Source organism: Pseudomonas sp. zfem001 (assembly GCF_032621725.1).
Taxonomy (GTDB): Bacteria; Pseudomonadota; Gammaproteobacteria; order Pseudomonadales; family Pseudomonadaceae; genus Aquipseudomonas; species Aquipseudomonas sediminis.
Window position 1 is genome coordinate 51,537 of sequence record NZ_JAVYJI010000004.1, and the last position, 15,966, is coordinate 67,502.

The 15,966-nt window shown below is 63.7% G+C and carries 18 protein-coding genes; 11 read left to right on the forward strand and 7 right to left on the reverse strand.

The window, feature by feature from the left end; translation table 11 throughout:
• The first annotated feature begins 7 nt into the window (after positions 1–7).
• Genes RTH74_RS14600 through RTH74_RS14610 form a run of 3 tightly spaced genes read left to right on the forward strand, consistent with a single transcriptional unit; the run spans position 8 to position 3,913 of the window.
• Positions 8–1,288 carry a sialidase family protein gene (locus RTH74_RS14600; protein ID WP_316915119.1) on the forward strand — a complete coding sequence of 427 codons (1,281 nt, stop codon included), beginning with the start codon at positions 8–10 and terminating at the stop codon, positions 1,286–1,288.
• Positions 1,281–1,880, forward strand: coding sequence for a hypothetical protein (locus RTH74_RS14605; RefSeq protein ID WP_316915120.1), 600 nt, complete (start codon positions 1,281–1,283; stop codon positions 1,878–1,880). Before RTH74_RS14600 ends, RTH74_RS14605 begins: the two co-directional genes overlap by 8 nt.
• Positions 1,877–3,913, forward strand: coding sequence for a sulfatase-like hydrolase/transferase (locus RTH74_RS14610; protein ID WP_316915121.1), 2,037 nt, complete (start codon positions 1,877–1,879; stop codon positions 3,911–3,913). Before RTH74_RS14605 ends, RTH74_RS14610 begins: the two co-directional genes overlap by 4 nt.
• 118 nt (positions 3,914–4,031) lie before the next feature.
• Here RTH74_RS14610 and RTH74_RS14615 read toward each other — a convergent pair whose 3' ends face one another.
• The 3 genes from RTH74_RS14615 to adhP form a co-directional block, all read right to left on the reverse strand.
• Positions 4,032–5,024 (reverse strand): AraC family transcriptional regulator, encoded by a 993-nt coding sequence (locus tag RTH74_RS14615; protein WP_316915122.1) that lies wholly within the window; start codon positions 5,022–5,024, stop codon positions 4,032–4,034.
• Between the two features lie 80 nt (positions 5,025–5,104).
• Complete coding sequence (locus RTH74_RS14620; protein WP_316915123.1) at positions 5,105–5,899, reverse strand: hypothetical protein; 795 nt, start codon at positions 5,897–5,899, stop codon at positions 5,105–5,107.
• A gap of 120 nt (positions 5,900–6,019) precedes the next feature.
• On the reverse strand, positions 6,020–7,042 hold the full coding sequence (gene adhP / locus RTH74_RS14625) for an alcohol dehydrogenase AdhP (protein ID WP_316915124.1): 1,023 nt from the start codon (positions 7,040–7,042) through the stop codon (positions 6,020–6,022).
• Positions 7,043–7,318: 276 nt separating this feature from the next.
• Between adhP and purE the strand changes: the two genes are divergently transcribed.
• The 5 genes from purE to RTH74_RS14650 all read left to right on the forward strand — a co-directional run bounded on the left by purE (position 7,319) and on the right by RTH74_RS14650 (position 10,477).
• Positions 7,319–7,810 (forward strand): 5-(carboxyamino)imidazole ribonucleotide mutase, encoded by a 492-nt coding sequence (gene purE, locus RTH74_RS14630; protein ID WP_003242109.1) that lies wholly within the window; start codon positions 7,319–7,321, stop codon positions 7,808–7,810.
• Positions 7,811–7,955: 145 nt separating this feature from the next.
• Positions 7,956–9,041 (forward strand): 5-(carboxyamino)imidazole ribonucleotide synthase, encoded by a 1,086-nt coding sequence (locus RTH74_RS14635; RefSeq protein WP_316915125.1) that lies wholly within the window; start codon positions 7,956–7,958, stop codon positions 9,039–9,041.
• An 88-nt stretch (positions 9,042–9,129) separates the two neighbouring features.
• The gene (locus tag RTH74_RS14640) at positions 9,130–9,375 is read left to right on the forward strand and encodes a GlsB/YeaQ/YmgE family stress response membrane protein (RefSeq protein WP_024306226.1); all 246 of its coding nucleotides are present in this window, start codon (positions 9,130–9,132) and stop codon (positions 9,373–9,375) included.
• A gap of 63 nt (positions 9,376–9,438) precedes the next feature.
• The gene (locus RTH74_RS14645) at positions 9,439–9,972 is read left to right on the forward strand and encodes a DUF3299 domain-containing protein (protein ID WP_316915126.1); all 534 of its coding nucleotides are present in this window, start codon (positions 9,439–9,441) and stop codon (positions 9,970–9,972) included.
• A gap of 31 nt (positions 9,973–10,003) precedes the next feature.
• Positions 10,004–10,477, forward strand: a complete 474-nt coding sequence (locus tag RTH74_RS14650) for an FAD/FMN-containing dehydrogenase (RefSeq protein WP_316915127.1) — start codon at positions 10,004–10,006, stop codon at positions 10,475–10,477.
• On the opposite strand, the gene RTH74_RS14655 is transcribed toward RTH74_RS14650, so the two are convergent.
• From RTH74_RS14655 to RTH74_RS14665, 3 genes are all read right to left on the reverse strand, one after another.
• A complete protein-coding gene (locus RTH74_RS14655; RefSeq protein WP_316915128.1) occupies positions 10,470–11,372 on the reverse strand; it encodes a D-hexose-6-phosphate mutarotase in 903 nt (300 codons plus the stop codon). The two genes, RTH74_RS14650 and RTH74_RS14655, sit on opposite strands and share 8 nt — an antisense overlap.
• A 99-nt stretch (positions 11,373–11,471) precedes the next feature.
• Complete coding sequence (locus RTH74_RS14660; RefSeq protein ID WP_074859838.1) at positions 11,472–12,848, reverse strand: TRAP transporter large permease; 1,377 nt, start codon at positions 12,846–12,848, stop codon at positions 11,472–11,474.
• Complete coding sequence (locus tag RTH74_RS14665) at positions 12,841–13,386, reverse strand: TRAP transporter small permease subunit (RefSeq protein ID WP_099524985.1); 546 nt, start codon at positions 13,384–13,386, stop codon at positions 12,841–12,843. Before RTH74_RS14665 ends, RTH74_RS14660 begins: the two co-directional genes overlap by 8 nt.
• A gap of 244 nt (positions 13,387–13,630) precedes the next feature.
• On the opposite strand from RTH74_RS14665, the gene RTH74_RS14670 reads away from it, so the two are divergent.
• Complete coding sequence (locus tag RTH74_RS14670) at positions 13,631–14,731, forward strand: TRAP transporter substrate-binding protein (protein WP_099524986.1); 1,101 nt, start codon at positions 13,631–13,633, stop codon at positions 14,729–14,731.
• A 66-nt stretch (positions 14,732–14,797) separates the two neighbouring features.
• Here RTH74_RS14670 and RTH74_RS14675 read toward each other — a convergent pair whose 3' ends face one another.
• Positions 14,798–15,202: an acyl-CoA thioesterase gene (locus RTH74_RS14675; protein WP_017676341.1), complete on the reverse strand. Its 405-nt coding sequence runs from the start codon at positions 15,200–15,202 to the stop codon at positions 14,798–14,800.
• Positions 15,203–15,578: 376 nt separating this feature from the next.
• Here RTH74_RS14675 and RTH74_RS14680 point away from each other — a divergent pair, with 376 nt between their 5' ends.
• Together RTH74_RS14680 and RTH74_RS14685 are read left to right on the forward strand one after the other, a co-directional pair.
• The gene (locus RTH74_RS14680; RefSeq protein WP_099524987.1) at positions 15,579–15,776 is read left to right on the forward strand and encodes a hypothetical protein; all 198 of its coding nucleotides are present in this window, start codon (positions 15,579–15,581) and stop codon (positions 15,774–15,776) included.
• 19 nt (positions 15,777–15,795) lie between these two features.
• Complete coding sequence (locus tag RTH74_RS14685; RefSeq protein ID WP_017676339.1) at positions 15,796–15,960, forward strand: DUF1328 domain-containing protein; 165 nt, start codon at positions 15,796–15,798, stop codon at positions 15,958–15,960.
• Positions 15,961–15,966 lie beyond the last annotated feature (6 nt).

The following is a 15,966-nucleotide window of genomic DNA, read 5'->3' on the forward strand; positions in this document are numbered from 1 at the left end:
CGCAACCATGACCTCGACCTTCAAGACCTGCGCCCTGCTGCTGGGCGCAGCCACGGTGTTCGCCTGCGCCTGGTTCGGCGCCGCGCCCCATGCACTGGCCCCTTTCGCCAGCCAGCCGGCGCCACCCGCAGCCGACGCGACATCGACCCTGGCCGCGCACTTCGCCTCCTCCGATCTGGAAGACTTCGTGCATTCCGCCTCCATCACCGGCCTGCCCGGCGGCGACCTGATGGCGGCCTGGTTTGCCGGCAGCCGCGAAGGCGCTGCCGATGTGCAGATCCGCGCCGCACGCTTCGATGCCGCCAGCGGTCGGTGGAGCGGCGAGCGCGTGCTGGCCACGCGCGAATCGACCCAGCGCGCGGTCGGCAAGCACATCCGCAAGCTGGGCAACCCGGTGATCAGCCTGGCGCCGGACAACCGTCTCTGGCTGTTCTACGTCTCGGTGTCGCTCGGCGGCTGGGCTGGTAGCGCGGTCAACGCCATGGTCTCCGACGACCTCGGTGAAACCTGGTCGGCGCCCCGCCAGCTGGTCACCAGCCCCTTTCTCAACATCAGCACCCTGGTGCGCACCGCGCCGGTGTTCCACGCCGACGGCAGCATCGGCCTGCCGGTGTACCACGAGTTTCTCGGCAAGTTTCCCGAATACCTGCACCTGAGCGCGAGCGGCGAAGTGCTGGGCAAGTACCGCATCGGCAAGGGCCGCTACTCCCTGCAACCGACCGTCGTGGCGCTGGACGAACGCCGCGCTGTGGCCCTGCTGCGCTATGCCGGTGAGGAGCATCACCGCGTGCTGGCCAGCTACAGCGAAGACGCCGGGCGTAGCTGGAGCAGACCGGAACCAGTAGAACCGAGCAACCCCAACTCGTCCCTGGCGGCGGTCGGTCGCCCCGACGGCAGCCTGCTGGTGGCGATGAACGATCTGGAGGACGGCCGTTTCCGCCTGACCCTCTACGCCACCGACGCCAAGCTGGGCAACTGGCGCACCCTGGGCGAGCTGGACGAGACGCCCAACCCCTGGGGCGAACCGATTCCGCGCGATGAATTCCCCGCCGTGGTCAGCGAGAAATACCGCGCCAGCGGCGGCAAGCCCGAGCTGCAGGCGCGCTTTCTCGAACAGGTAAGCGCACGCATGTGCAGCGCCGAAGGCTGCACCTTCGACTACGAGTACCCCTACTTCACCCGCGACCGCGAGGGCACCTACCACCTCGTCTATTCGTGGAACGACATGTTCATCAAGCACCTGGCCTTCAACGAGGCCTGGCTGTCGGAGCGCCGCCCGCATGACTGACTTCTGGCTGCCGCACCTGGCCTTCGCCCTGGTGGTTTTCCTGATCCTCACGCGACTGACGCGCAATAAGACACAACGCGGCATCCTGCTGGCGGGTTGCCTGCTGCTCAGCCTGGTACCGGTGCAGGGCATTAGCCTGGCGCTGCAGTTGCGCACCTATATCGGCGACCTGTCGGTAGCCAGCCTGGCGCTGCTCGGCTGGGCGACCCTGAGTCGCTTCGGCGTGCCACCTGCCAGCGCCGGTGATCGCCTGGCCAGCCTGGCGCTGTTCGCCGGCCTGGCCGCGCTGCTCTACCCGGCGGCGCTGGGCCTGAGTTATGCCGACCCCTACCAGCTCGGCTTCGAACCGCGGCCGATGCTACTGGTGCTGGGCCTGCTGTGCGTGGTGCTGATCGTCCAGCGTAGCTGGCTCGGCGCCCTCGCGCTGGTACTGGCGACCCTGGCCTTCACCCTGCGCCTGGGCGCATCGGAAAACTACTGGGACTACCTGATCGACCCCTACCTGGCCCTCTACAGCCTCGGTGCACTGCTTCTGACAGGCGGACGCTGGCTGCTGATTCGACTCTCGACTCGAACAAGGAACCTCGCATGAGTTGGTTGAAATCTCGCCGCCTGCATTACCTGGCAGGCCTGACGGCGCTGCTGTTCATGCTCTTCGCCGCCTTGCGCATGCTGTTTCTGCTGGGCTTTTCCGCTGTCGACAGCCTCAGCGAGCCGGACGTACTGCCCACCCTCGGCATCGGCCTGCGCTTCGACCTGCGCCTGGCCCTGCTGCTGATGCTGCCCGGCGGCATCCTGCTGGCGCTGCCGAAGCTGCGTCTGGCGCGCTTTCGCGCCATACGCTGGTTGCTGCGCGGCTATCTACTGCTGGCCGTGGCGGCGCTGGGCCTGCTGTACATAGTCGACTTCGGCCACTACGCCTACCTGGGCGTGCGCCTCAACGCCACGGTGCTGCGCTTTGCCGGCGATGCGCAGATCTCGGCCGGCATGCTCTGGCAGACCTACCCGGTGCTGTGGATAACCCTAGCCTGGCTGCTGGGCGTGGCGCTGTGGGCCTGGGCGCTGCTGCGGCTGGAGCGCGCCACTCTGGATCGCCCCGTCAGCGGCAAGGTCGGTATGCTGCCAGCCCTTGGCGGCGCGGCGGCGATAAGCGTGCTGGTGTTCTTCGGCCTGCTCGGCCGCGCCAGCGCGCTGAATCTGGAAAACCCGGTACCGCTGCGCTGGAGCGATGCCTTCTACAGCGGCAACAGCCAGATCGGTGCACTCGGTCTCAACCCGGCGCTGTTTCTCTTCGACACCCTCAAGCTCGAACCCGCCGCCTTCGACGAGGCCGCCACGCGCGAGCACTACGAGGTGGTGGCCGATTACCTGGGTGTCAGCGAACGCGATGCGCAGGGGCTGAACTTCTTCCGTCATCAGCCGGTGCAAGCGCATCGCATCCAGGCCGGGCGCCAGCCCAACGTGGTTTTCGTCATGCTCGAATCCCTCGGCACCAGCGCCGTGGGCGCCTACGGCAACCCGCTGAACCCGACGCCGAATCTGGATCGTCTGGCCGAAGAGAGCTGGTTCTTCCGTCACTTCTACGTACCGGTCACCGGCACCGCCAAGACGGTGTGGGCGAGCATCACCGGCATCCCCGACGTGTCGCGCCAGGAGACCGCCACGCGCAACCCGCTGATCGCCCGCCAACGCACGCTGATCAACGCGCTCGACGGCTATGAGAAGTTCTACATGATCGGCGGCAACGCCGGCTGGGCCAACATCAACGCGCTGATCCGCCAAAGTATCGACGACGTGCAGCTCTATGAAGAGCGTCACTGGCAGTCGCCGCAGGTGGACGTGTGGGGCATCTCCGACCTGGATTTCTTCAAGGAAAGCACTCGCATCCTCGGCGCCCTGCCCAAGGACAAACCGTTCTTCGCCTACCTGCAGACCTCCGGCAACCACCGTCCCTTCACCATTCCCAAGGATAACGACGGTTTCGAGGCGCTCGACCTGCCGCTGGAGCAAGTGCAACAGGCCGGCTCGCGCAGCGTCGAGCAGTACAACGCCGTGCGCCTGCTGGACTTCAACATCGGCCGCCTGATGGAGCTGGCCAAGGAGCAGGGCTTCTACGACGACACCATTTTCGTCTTCTTTGGCGACCACAACACCCGCATCAGCCAGATTCCGCACATGGCGCCGGCCTTCGAGCAACTGGGGCTGGAGAGCAACAACGTGCCGCTGCTGATTCATGCACCGAAATGGTTGGCGCCGCGCGAGTTCGACGCAGCCGTGGGTCTGGCCGACCTGCTGCCGACGGTGGCCGGGCTGGTCGGCGTGCCCTTCGACAACGGCGGCCTCGGTCGCGACCTGCAACTGCCAGCACCGGAAGGCGAACGCGTGGTGCCGCTGGTGCTACAGGAAGGCACCTTCCCGGTGATCGGCGCGGTGACCCGAGATTTTCTCGTGCAGATGCAACACGACGGCAGCTCACCGACGCTGCACGCCCTGCGCTCGCCGACGCCGCGCGACAACGTGGCCGAGCAGCACCCCAAGGAATTCCAGCGCTTGCTGGCGCTCAGCCGTGGCTTGCATGAAGCAGCGCGCTTGCAGATGTATCGCAACGTGGAGGCAGAGAAATGAGTTCCCCCTGTAGGAGGCGCTTTAGCGGCGAGCCTTTATCGCGGCTGAAGCCGCTCCTACGGGGTGTGAGTTGCCGCTCTTGTAGGAGCGGCTTCAGCCGCGAATGCCATGACCCGTCTCAGGCGCGAAAGCGACTCGGCGGCACCCCGCTCCAGCGTTGGAAGGCATGGCGAAAGCTGGCGGTCTCGCTGAAGCCGAGCACTTCGGCGATGCGGTACACCGGCCATTGCTGCTCATTGAGCAGCGCCTTGGCGCGCTCGAAGCGCAACTCGTCGAGCAGGCCCTGGTAGCTGGTGCCCAGCTCCTGCAGGTGACGACGCAGGGTACGCGGCGAGCAGTGCATCTGCTGCGCCAGGTTCTCCAGCCCCGGCGGCTCGGCCAGTTGCGCGGCGAGCAACTGGCGCACCCGCTCCAGCCAGGCCTGGCGGCTGCTGAACTCAGCGTTCAGCCGCCGGCAGCGCTCCACCATGTCGCCGTGGGTAACGCTGTCGGCCAGCGGCAGGCGGCGTTCCAGCAACGCGGCAGGAAAGGCGAAGGCATTACGTTGCGCCGCGAAGCGCAACGGGCAGGGAAAACTCTTTGCATAGCGCTTCATATAGCGCGGCTGGGCATAGGTGAACTCGGCACCCTCCAACGGCAGCGGCTGGCGAAGCAGCTCATCGCCGATCAGTTTCAGCGAAGCCAGGCACATCTCCACGTTGAACACTTCCAGCGCCTCGGCATCGCGATAGCCGCTGGCGCAGATCCAGGCCAACTCGCCTTCCACCTGCATATCGAGGCGAAAATAGGTACCGAGCAGCGCCGGGTACTGCAACAGCAGGCGCCAGGCGTCACCAAAGGTGGCAGCCGAGAGTGCGGCGTAACCCAACAGCCCATAGGAGGAAACATGCAGGCTGCGCCCCAACTCCAGCCCCATGTCGGCACGCAGGGCCAGGGCATTGGCGCACACCTGCAACTCCTGCACCCGGGTGATGCGCGCGTCGGCATTGTCCAGATCAGCCGCACCAATACCGCTCCCGGCCAGCAATTGCGGGCGCAACTCGGGCTGGTCGGCGAAGCGTTGCAGGATCAGGGAAACCACGTGCAGGGTGGTCAGCGAGGCGTGCAGCATGATGCGTTCCGTGGGGGAAGACTGAGAATAGAACGCAAGAAATATGCCGCGAGGGGCGGGTCAACGCCCGCCCGATACGATCAACGGTTACGCAGGATGGCGTTGATGAAGTCGCCCTGGTTGGCTTCATCCGACTGGGTGGTGAACTGCAGCTGACCGTCCTTCTCGTGCAGTTTCATCGCCTCGCCGAAGCGGCAGTCGACGCCCTTGAGGGTCTTGGCTTCGGCCTTGTAGCGGTCATCACGGCCGCACAGATAGGCCATCTGATTGACTACCTCGCCGCAGAAGCTCGGCACGCTGAGGCCAATCAGTTGCTCGTCGCTGATCGCGCTCCAGTCCACCTTGGTCGCCAGCGAGGTACCGCAGGCCTTAGTGGCTTCGCCGTCCATTTGCTGCAGGCGCGCGCTGTAATCGGCAACACGCTGCTTGCGGTCGAAGGCAGCCAGGCGCGCCTGCAGGCCATCCTTTTCCTGCTGCTCATAGAGCGCCAGGAGATCCTTCGGCTTCAGCGCCTTGGTCTTGTCCTCGTTGTAGCTGAGTTCGAAGCCCTGAGTGTTCGGCAGGTTGAGCTGGTAGCTCTCGCCGCTCCAGGCGCGCCGCTTGTTCAACAGGTTGTAGTCACGACCATCGAGGCGGATGCCGTAGTCGCGCTGCTCGTTGCCCAGCTCGCGAACGTCGGTGAGAAACACCACTTCGTCGAGCGGGTGGTTGATGCCGCGGACCTGCACCAGCGCCTGCTTGCCATCGGCAGAAGGAGCCAGCGCCAGGCTGACGCCCTGGCCGGCATCGAAGACCTGCGGATGCTTGGCCAGATCCAGCGCAACGGCTTGAAGAGAGAGCAGGGAGAGAGCAACGAGCGAAACGTACTGTTTCATGACGACACGTCCTTGTACGGATGAAGGGCGCACAGTATAGCCAGCCGTCTGGCGGCGATCTGTGCGCTCTTCCGCGTCCGTTCTGTAGGAAAATTGCCTATCCGTGGCGATTTCCCTGTCTTAGAACTGCAGCACGACGCGCCCCTCGATCTGCCCGCTGCGCATCTGGTCGAAGATGCCGTTGATGTTGTCGAGACTGTCGCTGCGCACCGTGGCCTTGACCAAGCCCTCACAGGCGAAGTCCAGCGCCTCCTGCAGGTCGGCACGGGTGCCGACGATGGAGCCGGTGATGGTGATGGCCTTGAGCACCACATCGAAGATCGGCGTGGGGAAGTCGCCTGGCGGCAAGCCGACCAGCGCCACCGTACCGTGCCGGCGCGCCATGCCGATGGCCTGGCCAAAAGCGGCGTTGGACACCGCAGTGACCAGCACGCCGTGGGCGCCGCCGATATCGCGCTGCACCACCTCGGCCGGGTTTTCCTTGCGCGCATTGATGGTCAGGCTGGCGCCGAGCTTGCGCGCCAACTCCAGCTTGGCATCGTCGACGTCCACCGCGACCACGTGCAGGCCCATGGCGCGGGCGTACTGCACGGCCACGTGGCCGAGACCGCCAATACCGGAGATCGCCACCCACTGGCCGGGGCGCGCCCTGGTTTCCTTGAGGCCCTTGTACACCGTCACGCCCGCGCAGAGGATCGGCGCGATCTCGAGGAAATCGACATTCTTCGGCAGGATGCCGACGTAATTCGGGTCAGCCAGCACGTATTCGGCATAGCCACCGTTGATCGAATAACCGGTGTTCTGCTGACTCTCGCACAGGGTTTCCCAGCCGGTAAGGCAGTGTTCGCAGCAGCCGCAGGCGGTGTACAGCCAGGGCACGCCGACGCGGTCGCCCTCCTTGACCCGCGTGACGCCGCTACCGACCGCCGCCACGTAGCCGACGCCCTCGTGACCGGGAATGAACGGCAAGCTCGGTTTCACCGGCCAGTCGCCTTCGGCCGCATGCAGGTCGGTGTGGCAGACGCCCGAAGCTTCGATCTTGACCAGAATTTGCCCAGGCCCGGGCAGCGGCGTTTTCACCTCCTCGATGCGCAGGGGTTCGCCAAAGGCGTGGACGACTGCGGCTTTCATGGTCTGGTTCATGTGCTGTTCCTCTTCCATGCGAGTGGAACACCAGTGTGCGCGCGCAGCCCGTGCCGGCATTGCTCCAGAGCAAGGTTTAGGCGGTTTTCCCCTTCTGCCACATCCTGCATGACAAACGGTCGTCGCCACTGCCCGCCAGCGCTGGCTTTGCGTTATACTGCGCGGCCTTCGGCCGGCAGCACCCGGCCAACGAATCATGACAAGCCACGCTGGCCCGCCCGCGTGGCTTGTTGGTTTTTGACGCGCCGCGAGGCGCCCGAGAGAAGAGGCACGACGATGAGCGCACTGGTTGGCGTGATCATGGGCTCCAAGTCCGATTGGTCCACCCTTAGCCACACCGCCGAGATGCTGGACAAGCTGGGCATCCCCCACGAGGTCAAGGTGGTTTCCGCCCACCGCACCCCGGACCTGCTGTTCCAGTACGCCGAAGAGGCAGAAGCACGCGGCATCCAGGTGATCATCGCCGGTGCCGGTGGCGCCGCTCACCTGCCAGGCATGTGCGCAGCCAAGACCCACCTGCCGGTACTCGGCGTACCGGTGCAGTCGTCCATGCTCTCGGGCGTCGACTCGCTGCTGTCGATCGTGCAGATGCCGGCCGGCATTCCGGTCGCCACCCTGGCCATCGGCAAGGCCGGTGCAGTCAACGCCGCCCTGCTGGCCGCCAGCATCCTCGGTCACCAGCACCCGCAGTTCCATGCGGCGCTGAAGCAGTTCCGCCAGGAACAGACCGATACCGTGCTGAGCAACCCGGACCCGCGCGAGGCCTGAAGCCCATTCCATCAGGGCTGCGACACGGCGTATTTGAACGCCGTGCGCTGCTCGGAAGGCTCATTTACCGGCGTAAACTCCGCTTCCTCCGCTGCGGGCAACGTTCAACTGCTTGGTTCGCCACCTGCTGAAAAGGGGCTTTGTTATGAAAATCGGTGTAATCGGTGGCGGCCAGCTGGGCCGCATGATGGCGCTGGCGGGCACCCCGCTGGGCATGAACTTCGCTTTCCTCGATCCGGCGCCGGACGCCTGCGCGCAGGCGCTCGGCGAGCATATCCGTGCCGACTACGGCGATCAGGATCACCTGCGCCAACTGGCCGACGAGGTCGACCTGGTCACCTTCGAGTTCGAGAGCGTGCCGGCCGAAACCGTGGCCTTCCTCTCGCAGTTCGTACCGGTCTACCCGAGCGCGCAAGCCCTGCGCATCGCCCGTGACCGCTGGTTCGAGAAGTCCATGTTCCGCGAGCTGGGCATCCCCACACCGGAGTTCGCCGATATCCAGTCGCAGGCCGACCTCGATGCCGCAGTGGCCAGCATTGGCCTGCCAGCGGTGATGAAGACTCGCACCCTGGGCTATGACGGCAAGGGCCAGAAAGTCCTGCGCAAACCTGAAGACGTCACCGACGCCTTCGCCGAACTGGGCAGCGTGCCGTGCATCCTTGAAGGCTTCGTGCCCTTCACCGGCGAGGTATCGCTGATCGCCGTGCGCGCCCGTGATGGCGAAACGCGCTTCTACCCGCTGGTGCACAACACCCACGACAGCGGCATTCTCGCCCTGTCCATCGCCAGCACCGATCACCCGCTGCAGGCGCTGGCCGAAGACTACGTCGGCCGCGTGCTGGACAAGCTCGATTACGTCGGCGTGCTGGCCTTCGAGTTCTTCGAAGTAGACGGCGGCCTCAAGGCCAACGAGATCGCCCCGCGCGTGCACAACTCCGGGCACTGGACCATCGAAGGCGCCGAGTGCAGCCAGTTCGAGAACCACCTGCGCGCCGTCGCGGGCCTGCCGCTGGGCTCCACCGCCAAGCTGGGCGAGAGCGCCATGCTCAACTTTATCGGTGAAGTGCCGCCGGTGGACAAGGTGATCAACATCGCTGACTGCCACCTGCACCACTACGGCAAGGCCTTCAAGGCCGGGCGCAAGGTTGGCCACGCCACCCTGCGCAGCGCAGACCGTGCCAGCCTCGATGCCGGTATTGCCGCCGTCGAAGCGTTGATCAGCAAGGCGTAAGTCCGGTAACTGGCGAACCGATAGCACCTTCGTTGGTCAGATATCAGGTCGCCGCAATCGCGGCGACCTGGATCAAGGAGATACGCCAATGGGCATTATCGGCACCATTTTCATCGGCCTGATCGTCGGTCTGGTCGCACGCTTTCTCAAACCCGGCGATGACAGCATGGGCTGGATCATGACCATCCTGCTCGGCATCGGCGGCTCCATTGCCGCCACCTACGGCGGGCAGGCGCTGGGCATCTACGAAGCTGGCCAGGCAGCCGGTTTCATCGGCGCAGTGATCGGCGCCATCGTTCTGCTGGTAATCTACGGCGCGATCAAGAAGGGCTGACTAGCCCAGCCAGGAGCCGACTTGTCGGCTCCTCGTTTACGCTGCCACGAGATGCCATACCCCATGCGCCACTTGCTGCTCGCCCTACTCTTCTGTACCGGCCTGGCTCACGCCGAACTACCGGAAACCGACTGGCTCGATCTGATGCCCCCCGAAGACCGCAAGGCTCTCGAGGAAATGCCCGAGATCAGCCATGACAGTCCTGAAGGCGACAGCACCTTCTACAGCGAGGGCGGCCTGCGCCAGCAGGATCAGGATCTGCCTGCGGTGATGTACTCCGCCAAGACCGTCGCCGAGCTCGATGGCAAGGCCATCCGCCTGGGTGGTTATCCGGTGCCGCTGGAAAACGACGAGAAGGGCAACAGCACCCTGTTCTTCCTGGTCCCCTATCCGGGCGCCTGCATCCATGTGCCGCCACCACCACCCAATCAGCTTGTGCTGGTGCGCTACCCGAAAGGCATCCCGCTCGACGACATCTACGCCCCGCTGTGGGTCAGTGGCGAATTGAAGGTGGAGCAGGTCAGCAACGACCTGGCCGACGCCGCTTATGCCATGGATGCCGGCGAAGTACGCCTGGTGACCGACGAAGATCTCTAACTGCCTGCCATCCCCTGCTAGGAGTTCCAGCATGAAAGCTGCCGCCCTGCTGTTGCTGTGCCTGCTGTCCACCGCTGCACTGGCCCTGGAGCCCGGCGAGCGCCTGGCGCCCTGGACGCTGCTCGATCAGTTCGACGCGCCCTACACCCTGAACGACGAGACGCAGATCCTGCTGGTCGCGCGCGACATGGATGGCGCCAAGCTGGTCGACGCCGCTCTGGAAGGCAAACCCAAGGGCTATCTGGAACAGCGCCAGGCAGTCTTCCTCGCCGACGTCAGCCGCATGCCCCGTATCATCGCCACGCTCTTCGCCCTGCCGAAGATGCGCGACTACAACTACCGCATCCTCCTCGACCGCGACGCCCGCATCGCCCCGCGTTATCCGGCTGGCGAGGGTGAGGTGCTGTGGTTGCAGTTGGAGGATGGGAAGTTGGTTCAGCAACAGACCTTTACCAGCGCCGAGCCGCTTCGCCAGGCGCTGGAGCAGCAGGGCGGCGCTAACTAGCGAGCGGCTCGCTGGACAGGCGCAGCTCCAGACGATGCCGTTCGTCGGCTTTCAGCTGCACGATGTCTTCCAGCACGTTGGCCGTCTCGATGCAAAGCATGTTCTGCCAGGCCTCGCCGGGGAACTGCGACAGGCGCTTGGCCTTGTCGACCCAGGGATTCCACAGCACAGCCGAACGTGATCCACGAGCATCCAGATGGATGCGCCGACCCCAGCCCGGATCGACGATGCTCAGCCGCGCGGCGGTGTCGAAGTAGATGCGATCGGTCTCCGAATCGAACGCCAGCGCTTCCTGCTGACGCAGCTCCTGCCAGTCCTGCAAGGTGTCGATATAGCGGCAGCCCTGCAGCCCCTCGACGCTGACGTGGCGCACGTCGCTGACGGCGAAGTAGCTGTGCAGCGCCTGGCTCAGGGTCAGCGGCTCCGTACCGCGATTGTGGGTTTCCAGGCTCATGCCGAGATCGTCTGCCAGGCGCACGACTAAGGTCAGGCCGACATCCCTGGGCCAGCCCTCCAGCGGCTGAGTGCGCGTGTCGTAGGCAAAGCGCAGGGTGACGGCGTCGTCCTCCTCGTCGATGCCCAGCAACTCCCAGTCCAATGCACGCACCAGGCCATGGGCCGGCGCCTGCTCGAGGTGATAGTGCGCCTGCACGGCCTGCGGATTGCGGCGTAGATCTCCGAACCAGGGCCAGCACACCGGCACACCACCGCGCACGCTTTGGCCACGCTGATAGGCCGCATCCGGGCTTAGCCAGATCAGCGGCGGCTGCTCGCCCTGCTGGTAACTGAGAATCTGCGCGCCCTGCTGGGCTACCAGCAATTCGCTGCCGGCAGCACGAATGCGCCAGCAGACCAGTTGATCCAGTTCCACGCGTTCGACTTGGGCGGTGCTCATGACGACCTCTCGTTGAGATAGATGACCAATAGTGTGACAACGCAAAAAGCAAAACGCCCATCACGAGGACGGGCGTTTTGCCAAACCAGCCAGCGAGACTTACTTGCCGTAGACCTGCTCCGGCAGCCAAGTGATCAGCCCTGGGAAGATATAGGCGATCACCAGCAGCAGAATCTGGATCAGGATGAACGGCACCACACCTTTATAGATGGTACTGGTGGGAATGCTCGCCGGTGTCACGCCACGCAGATAGAACAGCGCGAAGCCGAATGGCGGAGTGAGGAAGGAGGTTTGCAGGTTGAGTGCGATCATCACGCCCAGCCAGATCGGATCGAGCCCCATGGCCAGCAGTACCGGACCGACGATCGGCACCACCACGAAGGTGATCTCGATGAAGTCGAGAATGAAGCCGAGCAGGAAGATCACCACCATCACCAGGAAGAACGCACCGAGCACGCCGCCAGGCAGCTGGGCGAACACGTCCTCGATCAGCGCCTCACCGCCGAAGCCGCGGAACACCAGGGAGAACAGCGACGCGCCGATCAGGATCATGAATACCATGGCACTGATTTCGGTGGTGCCGTAGGCCACTTCCTTGAGCTGGCCGAAGTTCAGCTTGCCCTTGCTGAAGGCCAGCAGCATCGCGCCTACGGCGCCCAGCGCAGCGGCTTCGGTGGGGGTGGCGTAGCCAGCCAGGATCGAGCCCAGTACCGCGCCAATCAGGATCAGCGGCGGAATCAGCGCCTTGCCCAGCTTGCCCCACTCGATCGGGCCGAGTTCTTCTTGCGGCAGCGCCGGCAGTTTCTTCGGCTGGAAGATGGCGACAGCGATGATGTAGACGATATACAGACCGACCAGCAGCAGACCGGGCAGCAGAGCGCCGACGAACAGGTCGCCAACCGAGACGGTCTTCGGCGAGAAGATGCCCATCTTCAACTGCGCCTGCTGATAGGCGCTGGACATCACGTCACCCAGCAGCACCAGGACGATGGACGGCGGAATGATCTGCCCCAGGGTGCCGGTAGCAGCCAGAGTACCGGTGGAAATGGCCGGATCATAGCCACGGCGCAACATGGTCGGCAGTGCCAGCAGGCCCATGGTCACCACGGTGGCGCCGACGATACCGGTGGAAGCGGCCAGCAGGGCACCGACCACGCACACGGAGATGGCCAGGCCGCCACGCAGGGTGCCGAACAGACGCGACATGGACTCGAGCAGATCCTCGGCCACCCGTGAACGTTCCAGCATCACCCCCATGAACACGAACAGCGGCACGGCGAGCATCGTCTGGTTGTTCATGATGCCGAACAGACGGTTCGGCAGGGCGCTGAGGTAACCAGGATCAAAGGTGCCCGTGACGACACCGATGGCGGCGAACAGCAGGGAAACGCCAGCCAGGGTGAACGCTACCGGGAAGCCGGCCATCAAGGCCACGCAAATACTGACGAACAGCAGAATCGCCATCAACTCAGCCATGTTTCACCTCCGGAGCTGGCAGGCGACCGCTGAAGACGTAGATTGCCTTGATCAGATTGGAAATACCTTGCAGTACCAGGCTGACGACCAGTACCAGGATGATGCTTTTCTGCAGGTAGACGAACTTGAGGCCGCCAGATTCGCTGGACGCTTCGAACGTCGACCAGGAGTTGCTGACGTAATCCCAACTGGCCCAACCGAGGAATAGCGCGACCGGCAGCAGGAACAGCAGATTACCGAAGATCTCGACCAGCGCCTGACGGCGGCCGCTGAACTTCTGGTAGAAGATGTCCACACGCACGTGTCCGTTGCGTTGCAGCACCCAGGCCGCTGCGCCCATGAACACCAGTGCGTGAGCGTACAGCACCGCTTCCTGCAGGGCAGTCGCGCCGATACCGAAACCGTAACGCAGCACCACGACGATGGCTGTACCGATTACCAAAAATACCGTCAGCCAGGCGCAGGCCTTGCCGAACCAGCTGTTCAGCGCATCGATCAGATATGCAAGAGCGAGGGGAAATGAAGGCTTGTCGGACATAGTGAGTCCTTTATCGTTATGAGTAGGAGACAGGACAGCAAACCTGTTGGCTGCATATCACGCCGCCCGCGTCCTTATGGGCCGCAGGCCGGCGATTCTATGCAGGCTACTAGTATTGCAGCAATGCCCGTACAACTTTAGTCGTAGTAGCTAGGCTTGTAGGTCACGACCCCCTATGTTATTCACGCCCGGTCTGCCTTCGGCGATCCCGTGGTAAGACCAATACAACAAGAAGGAGCATTGCATGAAACGTCGCGACATACTCGCCGCAGCGGGCGTAGGCCTTGCAGCAACCGCACTGGCTGGCTGTAAAGAAGAAGCCAAAAGCGCCGCAGCACCTCAAGAGGGTTCGAGTTCTCAGACCTTCAACTGGAAGATGGTCACCTCCTGGCCGAAAAACTTCCCGGGCGTCGGCGTGGGGGCCGAGCGCTTCGCCAAGCTGGTCGATGAAATGAGTAACGGCCGCCTGAAGGTCAAGGTATACGCAGCCGGTGAACTGGTGCCGGCCCTGGAAGTATTCGATGCAGTCTCTCGCGGCACCGCCGAGATGGGTCACGGTGCGCCGTACTACTGGAAAGGTAAGGTTCCGGCGGCTCAGTTCTTCTGCGCCTCGCCGTTCGGCCCGAATGCCCAGGAAATGAACGCTTGGCTGCACCGTGGCGGTGGTCAGCAGCTGTGGGAAGAGGTCTACAAACCGTTCGGCGTACTGCCGATGGCCTGCGGCAACACCGGCGTGCAGACCGCCGGCTGGTTCAACAAGGAAATGAACTCGGTCGACGACTTCAAGGGCCTGAAGATGCGTACCCCGGGTCTGGGTGGCGAAGTGCTGACCAAGATGGGCGGTACCGTGGTCAACATGCCGGCCGGTGAGATCTTCACCGCCATGCAGACCGGCGCCATCGACGCCACCGAGTGGATCGGCCCATACAACGACCTGGCCCTCGGCCTGCACAAAGCAGCCAAGTACTACTACACCCCGGGCTGGCAGGAGCCGAGCGTTCTGTTCGAGCTGGACGTCAACATCAAGGCCTGGGAAACCCTACCGCCAGATCTGCAAGCCATCGTTCGCGCGGCTGCTCGTGACGTCAACGGCGACATGCTCGACGATTACAACGCCAAGAACATGGAGGCCATGGAGCAGCTCAAGGCCGACGGCGTGGAAGTTCGCCGCCTGCCGGACGAAGTCCTGGCACGCCTGAAGGAAGTGGCTGCCGAGGTAGTCGATGCCAGCGCTGCGGCCGATCCGGCGGCAACCAAAGTCTGGGAACATCAGAAGGCCTATCTCAAGCGCCTGTACGAATACGCGGAAAGCAACGAGAAGGATATCTACAACATCCGCGGCTGACCGCTCAGGGCAAAACAAAACGCCGGCTTCTAGCCGGCGTTTTCGTTACTGCAATTCAGAAAGCGGTCAGCCTCGACGCGGCGGCACCGGACGAGTGCGGCCACTGCCGTCGATGGCGACGAACACGAATACCGCTTCGGTGACCTTGCGCCACTCGTTGGACAGCGGATCGTCGCTCCACACCTCGACCATCATCTGAATCGAACTGCGGCCGATCTCCAGCGCCTGAGTGTAGAACGAGAGCTGCGCGCCCACCGATACCGGAACCAGAAAGGCCATGCGATCAATGGCGACGGTCGCCACGCGGCCACCTGCAACCTTGCTCGCCATCGCGGTGCCCGCGAGGTCCATCTGCGACACCAGCCAGCCACCGTAGATATCACCGAAACCATTGGTCTCGCGCGGCAACGCGGTGATCTGCAGAGCGAGGTCGCCCTGGGGAATCGGGTCTTCCTGTTCGTAGTCGTTCATCGGTTCGAGACTCGCGGCGCGGTTGTTGTTCTGGGCGCGGAACCCGCATGGCACACGGGCGCAACGAGTATACCGACTGTGCAGTCGACGGGCGACCACTCTGGCAGGGCGCAAAGCCCCGCAGTATCGGCCCTGTCGGGCAAAACGCACGGCCGCACCAGCACCATTCGGGCAGTATGCCTGCCCCAAAATGCCATCAAAAAATTATAAGCCAATGATTTTAAAAGATTTTATATAAGGAAAAACTCTGGCACGGGCACTGCAATGTTATCAGTGGGCAACCGGTCATGTGCTGGTTGCAATGCAAGAAAAGGAACAACAGACGGACATGCCACGACTACGAGAGATCCGTCTTACACGCAACAGGAGAACCGCCATGTGGATAGTTGCTCTGGTGCTCGCCACCTTGCTGCTTCTGCTCAGTCTGACGCTCGCAAGCGTTGTACTGATTGGCCAGACCCTGTGCGCAAGCCGCAATACCGCCGAGCTGGAGCTGCCTACGGGCGCCGCGCCCCAGCCTGTGGACCCGAGCAACGCGCAAGACCCCTGGCCTGCCTGGGCCATTACCCACTGATCCATCAAGGAGAAACACCATGCTTAGTTGGGCAGTCACTTTCCTGATCATCGCCATCATCGCCGCCGTACTGGGCTTCGGTGGTATCGCCGGCACCGCTGCAGGTATCGCCAAGATTCTATTCGTGGTGTTCCTGGTGCTGTTCATCGTCTCGTTTGTCATGGGCCGCCGCCCGCGCCTCTAGGGAGAC